General features: G+C 30.2%; 23 protein-coding genes. 19 read left to right on the top strand and 4 right to left on the bottom strand.

Going from position 1 to position 15402, the window contains the following annotated elements; genetic code table 11:
• Positions 1-42 precede the first annotated feature (42 nt).
• The 18 genes from A500_RS09765 to A500_RS09690 all read left to right on the top strand — a co-directional run bounded on the left by A500_RS09765 (position 43) and on the right by A500_RS09690 (position 12838).
• A complete protein-coding gene (locus A500_RS09765) occupies positions 43-915 on the top strand; it encodes a hypothetical protein (protein ID WP_016207419.1) in 873 nt (290 codons plus the stop codon).
• 12 nt (positions 916-927) lie between these two features.
• Positions 928-1332, top strand: a complete 405-nt coding sequence (locus A500_RS09760; RefSeq protein ID WP_016207418.1) for a DUF4320 family protein — start codon at positions 928-930, stop codon at positions 1330-1332.
• Positions 1323-1868 (top strand): hypothetical protein, encoded by a 546-nt coding sequence (locus A500_RS09755; RefSeq protein ID WP_016207417.1) that lies wholly within the window; start codon positions 1323-1325, stop codon positions 1866-1868. The genes A500_RS09760 and A500_RS09755 overlap by 10 nt, the downstream gene beginning before the upstream one ends.
• Positions 1869-2015: 147 nt before the next feature.
• Positions 2016-2564 (top strand): DUF6550 family protein, encoded by a 549-nt coding sequence (locus A500_RS09750; protein WP_016207416.1) that lies wholly within the window; start codon positions 2016-2018, stop codon positions 2562-2564.
• 76 nt (positions 2565-2640) lie between these two features.
• A complete protein-coding gene (locus A500_RS09745) occupies positions 2641-4368 on the top strand; it encodes a DUF8193 domain-containing protein (protein WP_016207415.1) in 1728 nt (575 codons plus the stop codon).
• Positions 4369-4386: 18 nt separating this feature from the next.
• Positions 4387-4764: a DUF3846 domain-containing protein gene (locus A500_RS09740; protein ID WP_016207414.1), complete on the top strand. Its 378-nt coding sequence runs from the start codon at positions 4387-4389 to the stop codon at positions 4762-4764.
• 12 nt (positions 4765-4776) lie between these two features.
• Positions 4777-5451, top strand: a complete 675-nt coding sequence (locus A500_RS09735; RefSeq protein WP_016207413.1) for a hypothetical protein — start codon at positions 4777-4779, stop codon at positions 5449-5451.
• A gap of 20 nt (positions 5452-5471) precedes the next feature.
• A complete protein-coding gene (locus tag A500_RS09730; RefSeq protein WP_016207412.1) occupies positions 5472-5672 on the top strand; it encodes a hypothetical protein in 201 nt (66 codons plus the stop codon).
• Between the two features lie 2 nt (positions 5673-5674).
• Complete coding sequence (locus A500_RS09725; RefSeq protein WP_016207411.1) at positions 5675-7513, top strand: VirB4 family type IV secretion system protein; 1839 nt, start codon at positions 5675-5677, stop codon at positions 7511-7513.
• Between the two features lie 105 nt (positions 7514-7618).
• Positions 7619-8221, top strand: a complete 603-nt coding sequence (locus A500_RS09720) for a hypothetical protein (protein ID WP_016207410.1) — start codon at positions 7619-7621, stop codon at positions 8219-8221.
• 260 nt (positions 8222-8481) lie between these two features.
• A complete protein-coding gene (locus tag A500_RS20405; protein WP_157453643.1) occupies positions 8482-8658 on the top strand; it encodes a hypothetical protein in 177 nt (58 codons plus the stop codon).
• A 159-nt stretch (positions 8659-8817) separates the two neighbouring features.
• Positions 8818-9009: a hypothetical protein gene (locus A500_RS09715; protein ID WP_016207409.1), complete on the top strand. Its 192-nt coding sequence runs from the start codon at positions 8818-8820 to the stop codon at positions 9007-9009.
• Positions 9010-9071: 62 nt separating this feature from the next.
• Positions 9072-9653, top strand: a complete 582-nt coding sequence (locus A500_RS09710; protein WP_016207408.1) for a hypothetical protein — start codon at positions 9072-9074, stop codon at positions 9651-9653.
• Positions 9632-10138 (top strand): hypothetical protein, encoded by a 507-nt coding sequence (locus A500_RS09705; RefSeq protein ID WP_016207407.1) that lies wholly within the window; start codon positions 9632-9634, stop codon positions 10136-10138. Before A500_RS09710 ends, A500_RS09705 begins: the two co-directional genes overlap by 22 nt.
• Before the next feature lie 65 nt (positions 10139-10203).
• Positions 10204-11037 (top strand): C39 family peptidase, encoded by an 834-nt coding sequence (locus A500_RS09700; protein ID WP_016207406.1) that lies wholly within the window; start codon positions 10204-10206, stop codon positions 11035-11037.
• Between the two features lie 19 nt (positions 11038-11056).
• Positions 11057-11221, top strand: a complete 165-nt coding sequence (locus tag A500_RS20770; RefSeq protein WP_016207405.1) for a hypothetical protein — start codon at positions 11057-11059, stop codon at positions 11219-11221.
• Entirely contained in the window at positions 11196-12206 is a 1011-nt protein-coding gene (locus tag A500_RS09695) for a hypothetical protein (protein ID WP_016207404.1), read from the top strand. Before A500_RS20770 ends, A500_RS09695 begins: the two co-directional genes overlap by 26 nt.
• 26 nt (positions 12207-12232) lie before the next feature.
• Complete coding sequence (locus tag A500_RS09690; protein WP_016207403.1) at positions 12233-12838, top strand: helix-turn-helix domain-containing protein; 606 nt, start codon at positions 12233-12235, stop codon at positions 12836-12838.
• A 537-nt stretch (positions 12839-13375) separates the two neighbouring features.
• On the opposite strand, the gene A500_RS09685 is transcribed toward A500_RS09690, so the two are convergent.
• Positions 13376-13711, bottom strand: a complete 336-nt coding sequence (locus A500_RS09685; RefSeq protein WP_016207401.1) for a hypothetical protein — start codon at positions 13709-13711, stop codon at positions 13376-13378.
• Between the two features lie 292 nt (positions 13712-14003).
• Between A500_RS09685 and tnpA the strand changes: the two genes are divergently transcribed.
• Positions 14004-14432 carry an IS200/IS605 family transposase gene (gene tnpA, locus A500_RS09680; protein ID WP_016207400.1) on the top strand — a complete coding sequence of 143 codons (429 nt, stop codon included), beginning with the start codon at positions 14004-14006 and terminating at the stop codon, positions 14430-14432.
• Between the two features lie 48 nt (positions 14433-14480).
• On the opposite strand, the gene A500_RS21270 is transcribed toward tnpA, so the two are convergent.
• Genes A500_RS21270 through A500_RS22170 form a run of 3 tightly spaced genes read right to left on the bottom strand, consistent with a single transcriptional unit; the run spans position 14481 to position 15399 of the window.
• Positions 14481-14963, bottom strand: coding sequence for an HAD hydrolase-like protein (locus tag A500_RS21270; RefSeq protein WP_341349951.1), 483 nt, complete (start codon positions 14961-14963; stop codon positions 14481-14483).
• A 33-nt stretch (positions 14964-14996) separates the two neighbouring features.
• Complete coding sequence (locus tag A500_RS21720) at positions 14997-15131, bottom strand: hypothetical protein (protein WP_278245120.1); 135 nt, start codon at positions 15129-15131, stop codon at positions 14997-14999.
• Between the two features lie 34 nt (positions 15132-15165).
• Positions 15166-15399: a DUF6198 family protein gene (locus A500_RS22170; RefSeq protein ID WP_479723490.1), complete on the bottom strand. Its 234-nt coding sequence runs from the start codon at positions 15397-15399 to the stop codon at positions 15166-15168.
• Positions 15400-15402 lie beyond the last annotated feature (3 nt).

Here is a 15402-nt window from a genome sequence, read left to right as displayed (position 1 = left end):
CACGCAGAGCAAAAGCACTGCGTGTTTTTGCGAGGTGAAAAAATGTTAACTATATTTTTTATATTCTCCTGTCTATTTTCTTTTGGAATTTACATGATAATTGCAGATATATTAAAGTTTCCAGAGATTAAAGCTTCAAGGGCAATATTAAGTATTAGCAGGAGAGAAAAGAAAAAAACTCATAATTTTGAAGTATACATTCTCAGGATGTCAGTAAAGCTTTCAAAAATGATAAAGCTTAATGATTACAAAAGAAGAAAGATTATAGCAACACTAAAGTCAGCAGAAATAAATCTTACACCAGAAACATATATAGCAAAAGCTTATGTTAAAGCAGGTTTAGTACTTTTGAGTATTATTCCTGCTTTATTTATTTTTCCAATAATAGCACCAGTAACAGTGTTTCTATCAGTTGCGGTATATTTTAAAGAAATAAAAACCGCTGAGGATAAGGTTAAAAATAAAAGAGAAGAAATAGAATACGAACTTCCAAGGTTTGCAGCTACTCTTACTCAAGAATTGAAGGCAAGTAGAGATATACTATCGATTCTTGAATCCTACAAACAAAATGCAGGAGCTTCAATGAAAAGAGAACTTGAGATAACTGTAGCAGATATGAAATCAGGAAGTTTTGAGGGAGCTTTGACAAGATTTGAAACAAGATTAGGAAGTTCGGCATTGTCTGAAGTTGTAAGAGGTCTTATAAGTGTGCTTCGTGGTGATGATGGGGTTGTATATTTTCAAATGCTAGCTCATGATTTAAAGCAATTAGAACTTCAAAGACTTAAAACCATAGCAGCAAAACAGCCAGCTAAAATAAGAAAATATTCATTTGCAATGCTTATGTGTTTTGTTTTTATGTATTTAGCAGTAATGGGAATTCAGATAATGAATACAATGGGAAAATTGTTCTAGGGGGTGGTAGCAGTGAGATTATTAAAAGAGAAGAAAGGTGAAGGTTATGTGGATACAGTAGTAATTGTTTTAGCTGCTATGCTTGTAATTGCCTTTGCAGTTAAATTATTTCCTGTATTTGTAGCTAAAAATCAATTAAATACTTATGCGACGGAAATTATGAGAACAGCAGAAATAACAGGAAGGGTTGGAACAGAAATTAGTGTAAAGGCAGAAAGCTTAAATGAACAAACTGGTATAAGCCCTAAAATAACATGGCAAGCAGATTACATTAGTGGAACAAATAAAGTGCAGTTAAATGATGAAATGACTGTCAATGTATCAAGTACAGTTGATATAGGATTTTTTAGTTTTGGATCTTTTCCTATAGAGATCAATTCAAAGGCTACAGGAAGGAGTGAAGTGTATTGGAAGTAAAAAGGATATTGAAAGAAAAAAGAGGAAATGCACTACCACTTGCTTGTGCATTGGTTTTAGCTCTTATGATAATATTTAGTGCTGTATCAGAATATATGAGGCTACAGCTTATAGCTAAGGGAGTTCGTGATGCACTTCAAACTTCTATAATATCTATAGCCTCTCAAAACTATGATGAAATTTACAATGGACTACGTGAAGGATATAGCGGAGATTATACTTTATCTTCTTCGAATTTATGGGAAAGTAAGATTGATACAGGAGATGTTTATGGATATCTTGATAAGCTTTTAGGATTAGAAAAGCAAGGAGATTACCATACTAAATACACTTCAAAGGAAGAGGAGTATAAGCTTTCAAATTTAAAGATAAGTTTTGTAAATGCTCCATTAGCACCATCAGATCCAGAGAATGCTAAAAAGTTTAAAGCTCAGGCTATAATTGATTTAGAGGTACCTTCATCTTTTGGATGGAATAAACTGCCTACATTGCAAATCACATTAAAAGTTGATGCAGGTTATACGGAAAAATTCTAAGTTATAAACATATCCACAAAAGAGCGTGTGGGTAAAATGTGGATAAAATTTTATAAAAAATATCTGGACAAAGTACAAAAAATATGTTTATTTTTTAACAAGCGTAAAAAAACTGCTTATGTAAAAAAATTAAGGGAGGAAACGAGAATGAGAAAACTTAATTTTAATTTAAAGAAGAATATGACAGTATCAGTATTGCTTATTATTGCCTTAGGACTTGGAATAGGATTAATAGCTTATACTAATAAAGGCAGTGTAGCGAAAGATAATAAAGTTTTAACAGAGGAAAATAAAAAAGTTAATGTTAATGAGGTTACAAATGCTGATGATAAAAAAGAAGTAACTCCTGCTATTGATGATAGTGCAGAAAAGAAAACTCAAAATAATTCGGATGCTATAAGTCCACAGGTTGTAAGCAATGAATCAGCAAAAAAAGAAGAAACACCTAAAAAGCCAGATCCCCCAAAAGAAAAACCTAAAACGCAAGATAATATTACAGATAAAAATAAAGTACCAACATACACAGAAAAGGAAGTAAAGCCCAATGCTGATACAACACCAAAGGGTGGGGAGAAAAATAGCAGTGGTCAGGTATATGTCCCAGGTTTTGGATGGGTAAAGGATAGTGGCTCTAATAGTAGTGTTAAAGTAAACTCATCAGGAGATATAAATAAACAAGTAGGAAAAATGGATTAAATAAAACTGAATATTTTAATTTGTGAAGAGAGTATAGATAAAACTGTACTCTCTAATTTTTTGGAGGTGAAACTAAATGAAGAAAATAACAGCATTTCTAATTTGTTTGCTTATGGTGTTGTTTTCAATTCCTAGCAATGCTTATGCAGTAGGAGATGGAAATTTTGATGGTGGAGGAGGCGGAATGGGAAATGGCTCTTCTCAAAATTTCTGGAATCCAGGTAATGATGGAGTTAGAGTAACTATAATAAGAACAAAGGATCAAATGCCAGTTACAGAACCGATTGATTTTTCTAATCAGAATCAGCCATCATCTATTGTGCATTTTGGCAAAGTATCTAAAATTCAATATAGAAATGGAGATAGTCTAAGTCCACAAGTAAATAGATACGTTTCATATCAACCTTCAGAACCTTTGCCTAGAATAATTGCTTCAAGCAGTTATTCAATAAATATAGAAGCAACTAAAAAATATTTCTGTTCAGAATATGCATTAAAATTGATTTCTGATATAACAGGAATGAGCTATGAAAATCTTATAAATGGAGATTATAAAGTTTTACTTGAACCTATAGCTTATTTCACTTTTCAAGGTGCATATATGGCAATGACTGCACATGAAGCAGCTTTATACGATGAAGCTTTAGGAGGACAGCTTAGAGCTTATATGGTAAGTTTAACTCATAAAAATTTACCTTTAGCTTTATATTTACAAACTTCTGATATGGGATTTCCAGCATGGTCAGGAGGAAGTGATCAAAAGGTATCTGATGAAGAGATAAAAAGTTATCTAGGAATTGGAATTGTAAGATTTTCTGATGCGGATAAAGGTGTAGATGTTGATAGTAATACCTATGAATATAGATGCGATACAGATGTTATCAGTTCAATAACTGTAAAAACGGATAAGAGAAGAACACCTGATAATCCTATTTCAGTAACCTTTAGTGTAAACGGACAAAACTATACATTAAATAATATTTATATTCCTGAAGGAGAATCACAAAAAGTTTGGTTTAAATGGCATACGCCTAAAACACCACAAACATTAAGTATTGCAGTAAGTGTAAGCGGAGCAGCTGCAAAAAGTTCTTCTATTACTGCTAATATTGTTGAATTAAAAGAAAAAACGCCACCAAATCCAACAGCAAACGATAAAAATAATAATTTTTCTCAATCAAATATTCCAAGTAAAGTAGAAAAAACATCTGCAACTTGGGGAGAATGGGATTGCTATTGGGAGCCAAAATGGGTGTGGGAATCTGATTGGGATTGGGTCAGTGATGGTGATGATTCAGGGCATTGGGAAGATAATGGAGAGTGGGTTGACAGGGGAGATTGGAAATACAGGTGGATAGCATACTATGCTAATTTTTCAGCTACTATGAATGTTAAGCCAGATAGTAAAGCTCCTACCGCCTATTCAAAAACTATGAAGTCAGGATATGGGATAAATTTGAATGTAGTTACTAATTTAAATTCAAATGCACCAGCTTCAGCAATAACTGGAGCTCAAAATGTAATATCTTATTATCCAGAGTTTAATTATCAAACTTATGATAGAGTACTTGATATGATAAATAGCGGCTATTATTCAAGTTTTCAGCTTAGAAAAAATAAGTACTCTACTTACAACAATAGAACACATTTCACGCCAATATGGTATCCAGATGGAACATATTCTGTATATGCAGAAGTTATAGATGTATGGACACCAGATGGAATGCTTTCAACAAATGTAAATGATTATGTAAATATAAAGGGAAGCTTATATGATGATTGGCATATAGGCCCACAATTTTAAAGAGGGAGTTGAAAAAATATGAGAGTATTAATAGTACCACCTAAAGCAAGACCTTATGTTGCTGAAATAGAAAGTGGGTTGGAACCCATGCAGGAATTAGTTGGCGGTTCAATAGAAATGGTAGATTTAGATGATAATACAAGTCTTGTTTGTAATGAAGAAGGTAAAATACAAGGGCTTGAAGGAAATAGGCGTATCGGCAGAGATATAATTGCTGGTACGTTTTTTCTTTACGGATTTAATGAGGAAGGGGAATCAGTGTCATTAAGTGATGAACAGATTTCAAAGTACTATGAAAGGTTTAGGGAACCAGAGCATTATTCGCAGGAAGAAGTAGAGGATTCAGCTTTTATGGATGTCTATATACCAGACTATGAAGATGAAATGGGATTATAGGAGGGCTTTAAAATGCAGCGTATTATACCTATTCTAATAATATTACTTTGTTTAGTAGTTGGTGGGATAATATTATTTTTTCTAAAGAAAAGCAGTAGGAAGGCTAAAAATGCAGAAGATGAAGAACAAAAAACTGCTAATGAGTTTGTAAATGTAAAAGATATTAAAGAACGATATTTATATACACGAGATAGTCACATTATCATGTATATAAAAATTAATCCTATAAGTATTGATTTGTTATCAGAAAGAGAAAAAAAGCTTTTATGCAAAACTCTTACAGCAGAACTTTCAAGTGAACAAAAGTCTTACAAGTTTTTAGCGGTATCAAGACCAGTAGATATTTCCCCACTTATAAATGAGTATACTGGCATTATTTCAAATAGCGCAGATCAAAAGCAAAAGGATTTGCTAAGAAATGAAATGCTTGTAATGAGTAATTATGCTCTATCGGGAGAAGTTGTTGAAAGGCAGTTTTATATAATGCTTTGGGAAAAGTATGAAGAAGATATTGAAAGAGAAATATCTAAAAGATGCTATGAATTTAAGTCAAAGCTTGAAAGTGGAAATATACAATGTGAAATATTAAAGCAGCAGGATATAGTAAGGCTATGTAATCTTATTAATAATCCAGCTTATACAAATATTGAGGATAGTGAGTTTGAAGCCACTATCCCTATTTTTTAAGAGAAAAGGGCGAGTTATAAATGGCAAAGAAACAGTATTATGGGAAGATTGAATTTTACTCCATGACAGGTAAGGTTATGGAGACAATTTATTATGAAACAGAAGAAGCTTATAGAAAAGAAATAATGGATAGCTACGAGATAGGAAGGCCTATTAATCCTCAGAGATTGCCTGAAAATCAGTTTATAAAGGATGAATTTGAAGATGAAATGGAGATGTGAAAATGATAAAAAATAAAAATAACTTAAATCAAGAAATTTTGTTAAATAAATCCTTGCTAAATATAATTACTCCAATGGGGCTAGAAATAAAAAGAAACAGCTTAGTTATAGGTGAAAATACGGGAAAAGTATATGGAATAGTTAAATATCCTCAAAAAGTTGATTATGGGTGGCTTTCTAAAATTACCAATATACCAAGTACAATTGTCAGTATAACCTTTAAGCCAATTGATAATTCTTCTTTTATCGAAAGTCTTTCAAGAAATGTAATACAAAGTCGTGGAGCAGCTGAAAGTGCTAAAGATCCACTAGCTCAGAAAAGGGCAGAAAGGTCAGCTTTAGATGGAGAAAAGATAATGGTGCAAATAGACCAAAATGGTGAAACAGTTGGATTTATGGGAATTACTATTATGCCAATATCAAGAGAAGATGAAAGTTTTAATAAGGTTTGCAGAAAAACGGAAAGTACCTGTGCCATGAGTAAATGTAAGCCAAGAAACCTATCGAACTTGCAAGAACATGCATTTAAAAACTGTTCACCTTTTTATACTTCAGATGAAAATATTGAGCAGATTGTAAGCAGAATAGTTCCTCTATCCACCTTTGTAGGTGGATTTCCTTTTTCATCGAGCGGTTATAATGATGGAACAGGTTACTATTTTGCAAGAGATTCTAGTGGAGGATTAATTATACTGGATACTTGGAAAAGAGGAAATGATAGAACCAATACTAACATGGTTATAATGGGCGTAGCAGGAGTTGGAAAGTCTACAGCAGTTAAGCATATAGCCTTATCTGAATATATGAAAGGCAGTAAAATTATATTTGTAGATCCAGAAAGAGAATACAAAGAGCTATGCGAAGCTTTGAATGGAGATTGGATTAACGCAGGTGGAGGCAGCAATGGAAGAATAAATCCACTTCAAATAAGACCAACACCAGTAGATGATAATGATGAAGTTTATAAAGATGAGGGTCAGGGAATGGGAGATATGGCTCTTTACATTAAGAATTTAGAGATATTCTTTAGCTTATACATTCCATCCTTAACAGATAGAGAAAGAGCTATTCTTAAAGATTGCTTAATTGAGCTATATAATAACTTTAGCATAACTTGGGATACAGATATAACCAAACTTAGTAATGAAGATTTCCCTATGTTTTTAGACTTATATAATTTGATAGGTAAAAAAGCAAAAGAAAAAGAAAAAACAAGAAAAGAAAGTGAAGCTAATATTTATGATGACCTTGCTCTGCTTTTAAAAGATATAGCAATGGGAAGTGATTCTTTTTTTTGGAATGGATATAGCTCTATTAAGACCAATACAAGATGCATTTGTCTTGACACCCATGATTTACAAAATACTAATGATAATATTAAAAGAACTCAATATTTTAATATTCTTACCTGGTGTTGGCAGGAAATGAGTAAAGACAGAAATGAAAGAGTACTGTTAATCTGCGATGAAGCTTATCTTATGATTGACAACAATGTACCTCAAAGCCTAGTCTTTTTAAGAAATGTTGAAAAGAGAGCAAGAAAATACGAAGCAGGAGTTGCTATAATAAGCCATTCAGTTGTAGATTTTCTTGATCCACAAATAAAAATGTATGGACAGGCACTGCTTGATATACCTTGCTTTAAAATCATAATGGGTACAGATGGCAGAAATCTACAAGAAACAAAGGAACTCTATAATTTAACAGATGCAGAGGAAGAGCTACTTGCTAGTAAAAAGAGAGGAAATGCTTTATTAATGATAGGTTCTAAGAGGCTTCACGTGGTGTTTGAGATACCTGAATATAAATTTGAGTATATGGGGAAGGCTGGGGGAAGGTAAAATTATATTTAAAGTTTTAATAAGGCATAAGTAACTTGCCATAGAATGAAATTTGTATAAATGTTAAAATTAAGAAATAAATCAAAAGAAATTAGGAGGGATACTATGAGTGTTGATAAAATAAAAAATATAATTCTAGAAAAAATGTTTAATATTATTGATTTCAAAAAAATGAATTATCTGTTTTCAGGTCATATATCATTAAATGATTTTATTATGCAGGTTTCACTTGAAGTATTAAAGGATAATATGTATGAGAGTTATCAAACAAAGTCGTTGAGACAATGGTTAATTGATTACAATAAGGAATTGGAATATCAGTCATTTAAAAGGACAATAAAATATACGAATTACTATAAAACACATTTAATTCAGGAGTTAGAATACAAATTTAGTGAGAATAAAATACAAGAATTAAAAGGGCTAGAACTTGCGGATATGAGTACTATAGATAAACGTATAGAGGGGTATAGGTTAAATGAATTTCATTTTATGCAATTAGATAATATTAATAAATATGAACTTTTAAAGACTATAATTAGTAAAAAAATTTGTTATGTTAAGAAGGTTAAAAATGCAAAATTTGTTGAATTATATAATGAAATAGATAAATATTATTTTAATCTAAAGCAAGAAGATGTTACTCAAAAACGAATAAAAAATATGATTGATTTTTATGAAATAGAAAAAATTATTCAACTGAAATAATATATAAAATTGCAGCAAAATTAATTGAAAACGGAGTAGAAGAAGAATTTGATTTAACTAAATTTGGATTATTATTTACTTTTAATTATCCGATTAATAAGACTAATATATTTAGTTGTGAAAATAGATTTTTAGCACATAGGCACTTATATATAGATGACATTATATCGCCAAAATTAAACAAAGAAGGGATATGTGAAGAGACAGAAAAATTAATTAATATATTATATTTAAAAAGTATATTGAATAAAGAAATAGACATGAAAAAAACAATTCTTGAAAGTAATAGAGATGAATTGATAAAAATTTTGTATAAGAATTATCCTTTATTTTCTATAAATGAAGAAAAGCATTGGGATAACAAAAAAATTAGGATAGCTAGAAACTTATTTAATAATTTTTATAAAGAAGTAGAAAATCCTAAAATTCGTACTTAGTAAAAATAATAACTAATACTATAATTAATAGTAGATGATCGCAAGATTATATTTTATTCTAGATTAGTGTAAGCAAACACAAAATATAATTTCTGAAATATCATTAAAAAAATAAGCTTGCTATTATTATATCATTTAATAGTGAATGGAGGAAGTAATATGAAAAAATGTAGTTTGAGAATTGTGAAGGATAATAAAGTATTGTATGGTACTGCGGCTCAATTACACAAAATAAGTCAAGAGGGAGGGTGGGATTTATACCATGAAAAAATTGTTGAAAAAATAACACAAAAAGTTACTAAAGAAGTATTGAGTGAAATTAACTCACCGATTTTGAAAATTGCAAAGTAATAAACTTGTTATTATAGCAGAGAATGAATATTAATTAAAAAACTAAAAAGGAGAGGGTATTTATGGAAGTTATAAATGATAAAGACATTTATAAGATAAAGAACATTTATTTCAATAAAATAGATTTACCAATAGTATATATATTTGATTCTAATATTGTAGTAGACATTGGGAAATTATATTATAAGCCTACCAGCTTAGATATTGAATCTAAATATGCATTATTAAACCTTATTAATTATATTAGAGAAGAAGGAATTGAATATGATGCTAAATATGCATTGACTGAACTTTCCACTGATAGAGTAAATGGAGGTGTTATTGAAGAGAAATATAGAAGATTACAAAGTGGATTGAATAAGATAATGAACATGCCATTAAAGAAGCTTAGAAAACATGTATTATATTCTAATAGAGTGATTTCTAATAATAATTCTTTTGTAGATTTTCCTGAAAATCCTGATATGGCTAATATCATAAAAAATACATTAATGGCACTTAATTATGCATATGTAATACTTGCAAAATTTTTTATATTACTTAATTTATATGGTGAAAGAAATAAGGAAAAATATATAGTGAGTTACTTGAATTTGCACATTATGAGATTAAAGCAATTTCATTGTATGAATTCTCGGCAATAATATTTTATCTTTTCTCTTCTGATGATGAATTTACAAATTCTCAAAATTTGATGAAAGTGAATAAGAAGTTAGAACTTGTTAAAAAAGTATTTAATATTAGTTGGGACTTGACATATTTAAGGTATATAAATGAATTAACAGGAAGGTATTTATCAAAAGAGATAGAAGACATAGACTGTAAAAATTATGTTTTGGTAACAAAAGATAAAGCTCTTGCAAAAATTTCGGAATTATTGATCTGTGACAGTAACTCGGAGATAGATGGTAAGTTTGTTCCTAATATAATTATTGATTGCGACAAAATCAAAGAAAAGTATAGAGACGTATATGAAGAATATTACTACAAATATAATAGTGATGAAGTGAGGAATTCTAGAATTCAAATGTTAAAAAATATGGATTCTATTGATCATATGAATAAATTGGACAAACTAACTAACCAATTAACATTGGAGTTATTAAATATGGATAAGGCAAAACCGTAATTAATAATAATATTCTTATTAAGTAAGTGCTGATTTACTCATAAAATTCAAAGGAGGTAAATACCATGGCACTAGATCCAAAATCAGCAGCCACCATTGCTAAAATAGCAATCCAAGCTGTAAAAGATGATGAAACTAGAAACAAAATAATATTTATATCAATGGCACCGATTATTTCGGTGCTTTTAATTTTGGCTTTTATTGTATATATTCTTACAAATCCACTTGAAATGTTAAGTAGCATTTTCTTTGGAAATGAGTTAAGTCAAATTAAGAATATAAGAAGTCAGTATGGATATGAACAATTAATAAATGCTAATGATAAGAGTTACTTAGAGAGCAGTGGATTAGATTTTTCAGGGTTATCTTTTAAAGATGGCTCTACTGAAGTTGTTTATTATAATCAAGCTGATTCCAGATGGAAAGATGAACCTTATGGAATGACTGGAACTATAGGAAGAAGTGGTTGTGGTCCGACTTCTCTTGCAATAGTAGTTTCAAGTCTAACAGATAAAAAAGTTGATCCAGTTCAAATGAGTAGATGGGCTTATGAAAATGGTTATTACTGTGAAGGGGTAGGTTCATATCACACTTTAATCCCAGAAGGAGCTAAACATTTTGGACTTTCGGTAGAAGGTTGTACTTCGAGTGAACCACAAAGAATTATAGATGCACTTTCAGCAGGAAAACTTATAATTGCAATTATGGCAAAAGGTCATTTTACTAGCTGTGGACATTTCATTGTTCTTAGAGGAGTAACAGCAGATAAAAAGATTTTAGTTGCTGATCCAGTAAGTAGGACAAGGAGTGAAGAGAAATGGGATTTATCAATTATTCTTGAAGAAGCTAATAAAGGTGCAGATGCAGGAGGCCCGTTTTGGATTATAAGCAAATCATAAACATTGGAGGTAGAGAGAATTGAAAAAGAAAATGTTGATAGAATTATTTATATATGTAGCTATTGTAATAGTAGCTTTCATATTTTTATTTACTTATAAACCTAAGCAAAAACCAATAGATGTGCCATCAGATTATAAAATATCAAGAGGTGAAGTTAATGCTATTATATCTAACGAGCAATGAAAATGTAGGTGTTTTTGACTTTATATCAAAGGAAAATGGTATGGTCATTAAGAAGCTTTCAGGAGAATTTTATTTAAAAAAATTTGTTATTCATGATATGAGAAATTTGAACCATTATTCATATTTTGCAATAGACTTAAAAGCTATTAAGGATAATGAAAATGAAATAATTGAAGCGTTAATGGCATTAAAAACAATGTATGATTCAAGGATTATTATATTTGCAGAAGGGTTTTGTAAAGAAGATGAAATTATAATTAAGCTGCTTGAAGAGAAGATTTATAACATTATATTAGCTACGGAAGTAAGTGGAATAAAGGAAGAAATTACAAAATGCATTAGTGAAGTAGGGAAAACAAAAGAAGATTGGATGAGCCAAGAAGAGAAATATTTATATTTAGAAGAAAGCTCTGAAAATAAATATTTGTTTAATCATAAAAATATAAAAATAGCAGTTGCAGGAGTATCAGAAAAAGCTGGCACAACTACAACTGCTTTTAATATGGCTAATTTTTTATCTAAAATAGGTTCAAAAGTAAGCTACACAGAAGCTAGTGGTAATGAGCATCTAAGACAAATAGCAGCCTATTACAAATTTGATGAAGTAGAAAATTACTATAAATATAAATGCGTAGAATATTACCTCAATAAGCAATTTCCAGAAGGGTATAACTTTAATGTTTTTGATTTAGGAATATTGAATGCATCGACCATAGCTGCATTTAGAAGTTGTGATATTAGGGTTTTATGCAGTGGAAGTAAGCCTTATGAAATAACCAATATTGGGAAAATAAAGGAATTAATAGAGGATATTAAGTTAAGCCTGATATTTAATTGTACAGCTGATGCAGATAAATTGTATATAAGAAAAAAATATGAGAGAGACATTAACAGGATTTATTTTCAAAATTATTCACCTGATCTATTTGAATGGGCAGCTAATGAAAAGGCTTATATAGGTATAGTAAAAGAATATATTATTTAAATCTGAAACTAGGAGGGCTTTTGTTAATGAAAAAAGGAGATTTATTGAATAAGGTATATAAATCGAATTTACCAAGCAGAGCAAAACAGGTGATGTTTTATTTAATAAATAGGGCAAATGCAGAAGGAACTTGTTTTCCTTCTGTAAAAACTATAGCAAGTGATTGTGGAGTAACGGAAAGAACTATTCAAAGAACGATGAAGATTCTTATGGAGGAGGGATTTGTTGCTAAAGAGGAAAGGTATAGAGATAATGGTGGACAAACATCTAATCTTTATAAGTTAATAATAGATTTTGAAAATGATAATGATGAAGGTAGTGGGAATAAGGATATTAAAAAAGAAAATTTAATTGAGAACAAAGGAAGTAAAAGCAGCCATGAAAACATTAAAAGTATTAGTTTTGATGAATATAAAGAATCTGAAGAAACAACTTTAGATATTTCAGAGAAAGAAAATAACTGTTTTGCTAATATTTCAAGAGCTAAAGGTTTCGGACATAAAAGAATCGTAAATAAGCAAAAATGTCACCCTATACGGCACAATATAATTGATGAGGATAATATCACCAGTGAAACAATAACAATAAATTCATTATGTCATGGGGTGAGCGACAATTTGCATCCTCCATGAACTATACAAACTAAGGTTTATATGGATATTGAAAGAAACATATAAAGAATATCTTGTAGTTTATTGTTTTAATATTGATAAAATATTTAAAGATATTGTAATTATACATCAGAAAAAATAAAAAATAATTAACAATTTAGAAAGCAGGATGAGATTTTTTTATGAATTTTATAGACTTATTTGCAGGAGAAGGTGGACTTTCGGATGGATTTGTCTAAGCAGGTTTTAATCCTATTGCACATATAGAAATGAATGAATATGCATCATTAACATTGAAAACTAGGACTTGCTATTATTTTTTTAAAAGAACACAGGGGAATGAATATATATTATAGATATCTTAGGGGGAGATTACTCAAGAGGAATTATTTAATTCAGTCTGACCTACAGACAGTAAAAAGGGCAAGTTACAAAAGGTTTAAATTACCAATAAAAAAGTATAGAAAAACATAGCCAAGTCCTAAAATATAAGTAGAATTTCCCCAAACAAACTTATAGAATAGGAGAACTTTGACTATGTTAAATAATCCAATACACCTAATCCATTCTTTCGAGTCGTAGATGCATATCCACAGATACGAGTGGTGAAAGGAGTTTTATAGTGTAATTACGATTATCTGCATTCCAATCAGCACATGGCAAAAAAGGATTTGTACTTCCAGAGTCAGGAATTAACATTTTATCCGAAGCGGTAGTTATGACATTGTCGAGTTGGCCAGCTAAAGTAAAGGACATATATCTTGAATATGGAAATTTTCCTTTTATAACAATCACTATATCAGGATTCACTTCATAGGGAAAAACATAATAGTTAGCATTGAAGTCACCCAGCATTAGCAAAGAGTCACTGGGGTGTTGAATCCATTTTTGCATAAAAACACTTCCTTAAAATAATATTTTTTTGTTTTATAATATGCAGAAATTAAAGGGAGAGTATTAGCCGAATTATGCATAATATTTTCCCATAAACTTATACTATATCCAAAAGTTGTTCTGAAATATCATTTATGGTGTATTTAGAATATGTACATGTAGTATTTTTATTTTCTATGCGTAAGGTTAAAACCACCGACTTTCAGTCGGTTAGCTTTTAGCGTGAAAAGGAAGAATGCTTTAGCGTTGCAGTGAAAATGATAAAGTTGTAAAATCAAATTGGGTGATAAAAATGGTAGATTACAGAAAAGATGCGCATACAGTGTATGATATAAAATATCACATAGTATGGGTGACAAAATATAGATATCCAATATTAAAAGGATCAATAGGAGATAGATTAAGAGATCTATTAAGGCAGGGGTGTGAGACGATGGGAATATCAGTAGTACAAGGAAATATTAGAACAGACCATGTACATATGTTGTTATCATGTCCGCCAAGTATAGCACCATCAAAAGTAGTACAATACTTAAAAGGGAGATCATCAAAATTAATACAAGATGAATTTCCAGAATTAAAAAAGAAATATTGGGGACAGCACTTGTGGGCGAGAGGATATTTTTGTGCGACAGTAGGAAGTATAACAGAAGAAATGATAAAAGAGTATATAGCAAATCAAGGTAAAGACGAAGAAGATACATTTAAAGTTACAGAGTGAGTTAACTCTCAAACTTTAGACTACTTTCAGTATTAAACTTAAGTCGGCTTAAGCCGAAACAGGACTTTCAGTCCTAAAAACAACCCACCTACTTTTAGTAGGTGGTCGTTGAGTGTATTTATAAAAACAAGAATCAATTCCACTGTTAATTGCTCCTTGAACATCAGAAGTAGGGCTATCTCCAACAATTAATATTGCACTTTTAGGAACTTTAGATGAAGTTTTTAAACAAAAGTCAAAAAAATAAGGTGAAGGTTTTTCATGTTTTATTGTTTCAGAGATAAAATGACCATCAAATAAGTTTATTATGCCAGTATTTGATAAACGTTTCATTTGAGTTGAATATACTCCATTAGATGCTGAATATATTTTTTTACCCATTGTCTTTAGTTTTATTAAGGTATATTCTGCATTAGGAATAAGATCAGAAGAATTATCTAGATAAAAGCTGTACTTTTTTTCTATTTCTTTACCATCAACTTGGATACCATAAAGCTTAAAAAACTCATTGAAGCGAGTATTAAGAACAATTTCTTTGAAAATTTTACCTTGCTCAAGGCTATGTCATAAAGATTTGTTTATTTTTTTGTATTGGTGTAATAAATCATCTGTGTAGGTTAAACCAGTTTCTTCTATGACTTCTTTGAAGCTGTCTTTTTCAGCAACATTAAAATCTAAAATAGTATTGTCTAAGTCCATTAAAATAATATCATACATAATTGTTGTCTCATCACTATATACGTTTTTTGTGATAATAATATGAGAAGCCCATTAATCGGGAGAGTAGTAAAAAACTAATGATAGTTCCTTCTCTTATATAAAGAGTATGGTTAGTGATTAAAGTTAGTATTAATGTAGCAATCATAAAGAAAATATCAAACCTCATTCTTATTATCGTTAGGCTACGTTCAAACTTTTTTCCTAATATAATGCATAGACTTTCAAGCGGAAACTGGATGATTTCCATAGA

Source organism: Clostridium sartagoforme AAU1 (assembly GCF_000401215.1).
GTDB classification, from domain to species: domain Bacteria; phylum Bacillota; class Clostridia; order Clostridiales; family Clostridiaceae; genus Clostridium; species Clostridium sartagoforme.
This window is presented reverse-complemented; position numbering and strand designations above follow the sequence as displayed.

Bases quoted from the DNA above. Each gene is read 5' to 3' on its own strand.
- A500_RS09765 (WP_016207419.1), top strand. From the start codon at position 43: ATGTTAACTATATTTTTTATATTCTCCTGTCTATTTTCTTTTGGAATT.
- A500_RS09750 (WP_016207416.1), top strand. From the start codon at position 2,016: ATGAGAAAACTTAATTTTAATTTAAAGAAGAATATGACAGTATCAGTA.
- A500_RS09745 (WP_016207415.1), top strand. From the start codon at position 2,641: ATGAAGAAAATAACAGCATTTCTAATTTGTTTGCTTATGGTGTTGTTT.
- A500_RS09740 (WP_016207414.1), top strand. From the start codon at position 4,387: ATGAGAGTATTAATAGTACCACCTAAAGCAAGACCTTATGTTGCTGAA.
- A500_RS09735 (WP_016207413.1), top strand. From the start codon at position 4,777: ATGCAGCGTATTATACCTATTCTAATAATATTACTTTGTTTAGTAGTT.
- A500_RS09730 (WP_016207412.1), top strand. From the start codon at position 5,472: ATGGCAAAGAAACAGTATTATGGGAAGATTGAATTTTACTCCATGACA.
- A500_RS09725 (WP_016207411.1), top strand. From the start codon at position 5,675: ATGATAAAAAATAAAAATAACTTAAATCAAGAAATTTTGTTAAATAAA.
- A500_RS09720 (WP_016207410.1), top strand. From the start codon at position 7,619: ATGAGTGTTGATAAAATAAAAAATATAATTCTAGAAAAAATGTTTAAT.
- A500_RS20405 (WP_157453643.1), top strand. From the start codon at position 8,482: ATGAAAAAAACAATTCTTGAAAGTAATAGAGATGAATTGATAAAAATT.
- A500_RS09715 (WP_016207409.1), top strand. From the start codon at position 8,818: ATGAAAAAATGTAGTTTGAGAATTGTGAAGGATAATAAAGTATTGTAT.
- A500_RS09710 (WP_016207408.1), top strand. From the start codon at position 9,072: ATGGAAGTTATAAATGATAAAGACATTTATAAGATAAAGAACATTTAT.
- A500_RS09700 (WP_016207406.1), top strand. From the start codon at position 10,204: ATGGCACTAGATCCAAAATCAGCAGCCACCATTGCTAAAATAGCAATC.
- A500_RS09695 (WP_016207404.1), top strand. From the start codon at position 11,196: ATGCTATTATATCTAACGAGCAATGAAAATGTAGGTGTTTTTGACTTT.
- A500_RS09690 (WP_016207403.1), top strand. From the start codon at position 12,233: ATGAAAAAAGGAGATTTATTGAATAAGGTATATAAATCGAATTTACCA.
- A500_RS09685 (WP_016207401.1), bottom strand. From the start codon at position 13,711: ATGCAAAAATGGATTCAACACCCCAGTGACTCTTTGCTAATGCTGGGT.
- tnpA (WP_016207400.1), top strand. From the start codon at position 14,004: ATGGTAGATTACAGAAAAGATGCGCATACAGTGTATGATATAAAATAT.
- A500_RS21720 (WP_278245120.1), bottom strand. From the start codon at position 15,131: ATGGACTTAGACAATACTATTTTAGATTTTAATGTTGCTGAAAAAGAC.
- A500_RS22170 (WP_479723490.1), bottom strand. From the start codon at position 15,399: ATGGAAATCATCCAGTTTCCGCTTGAAAGTCTATGCATTATATTAGGA.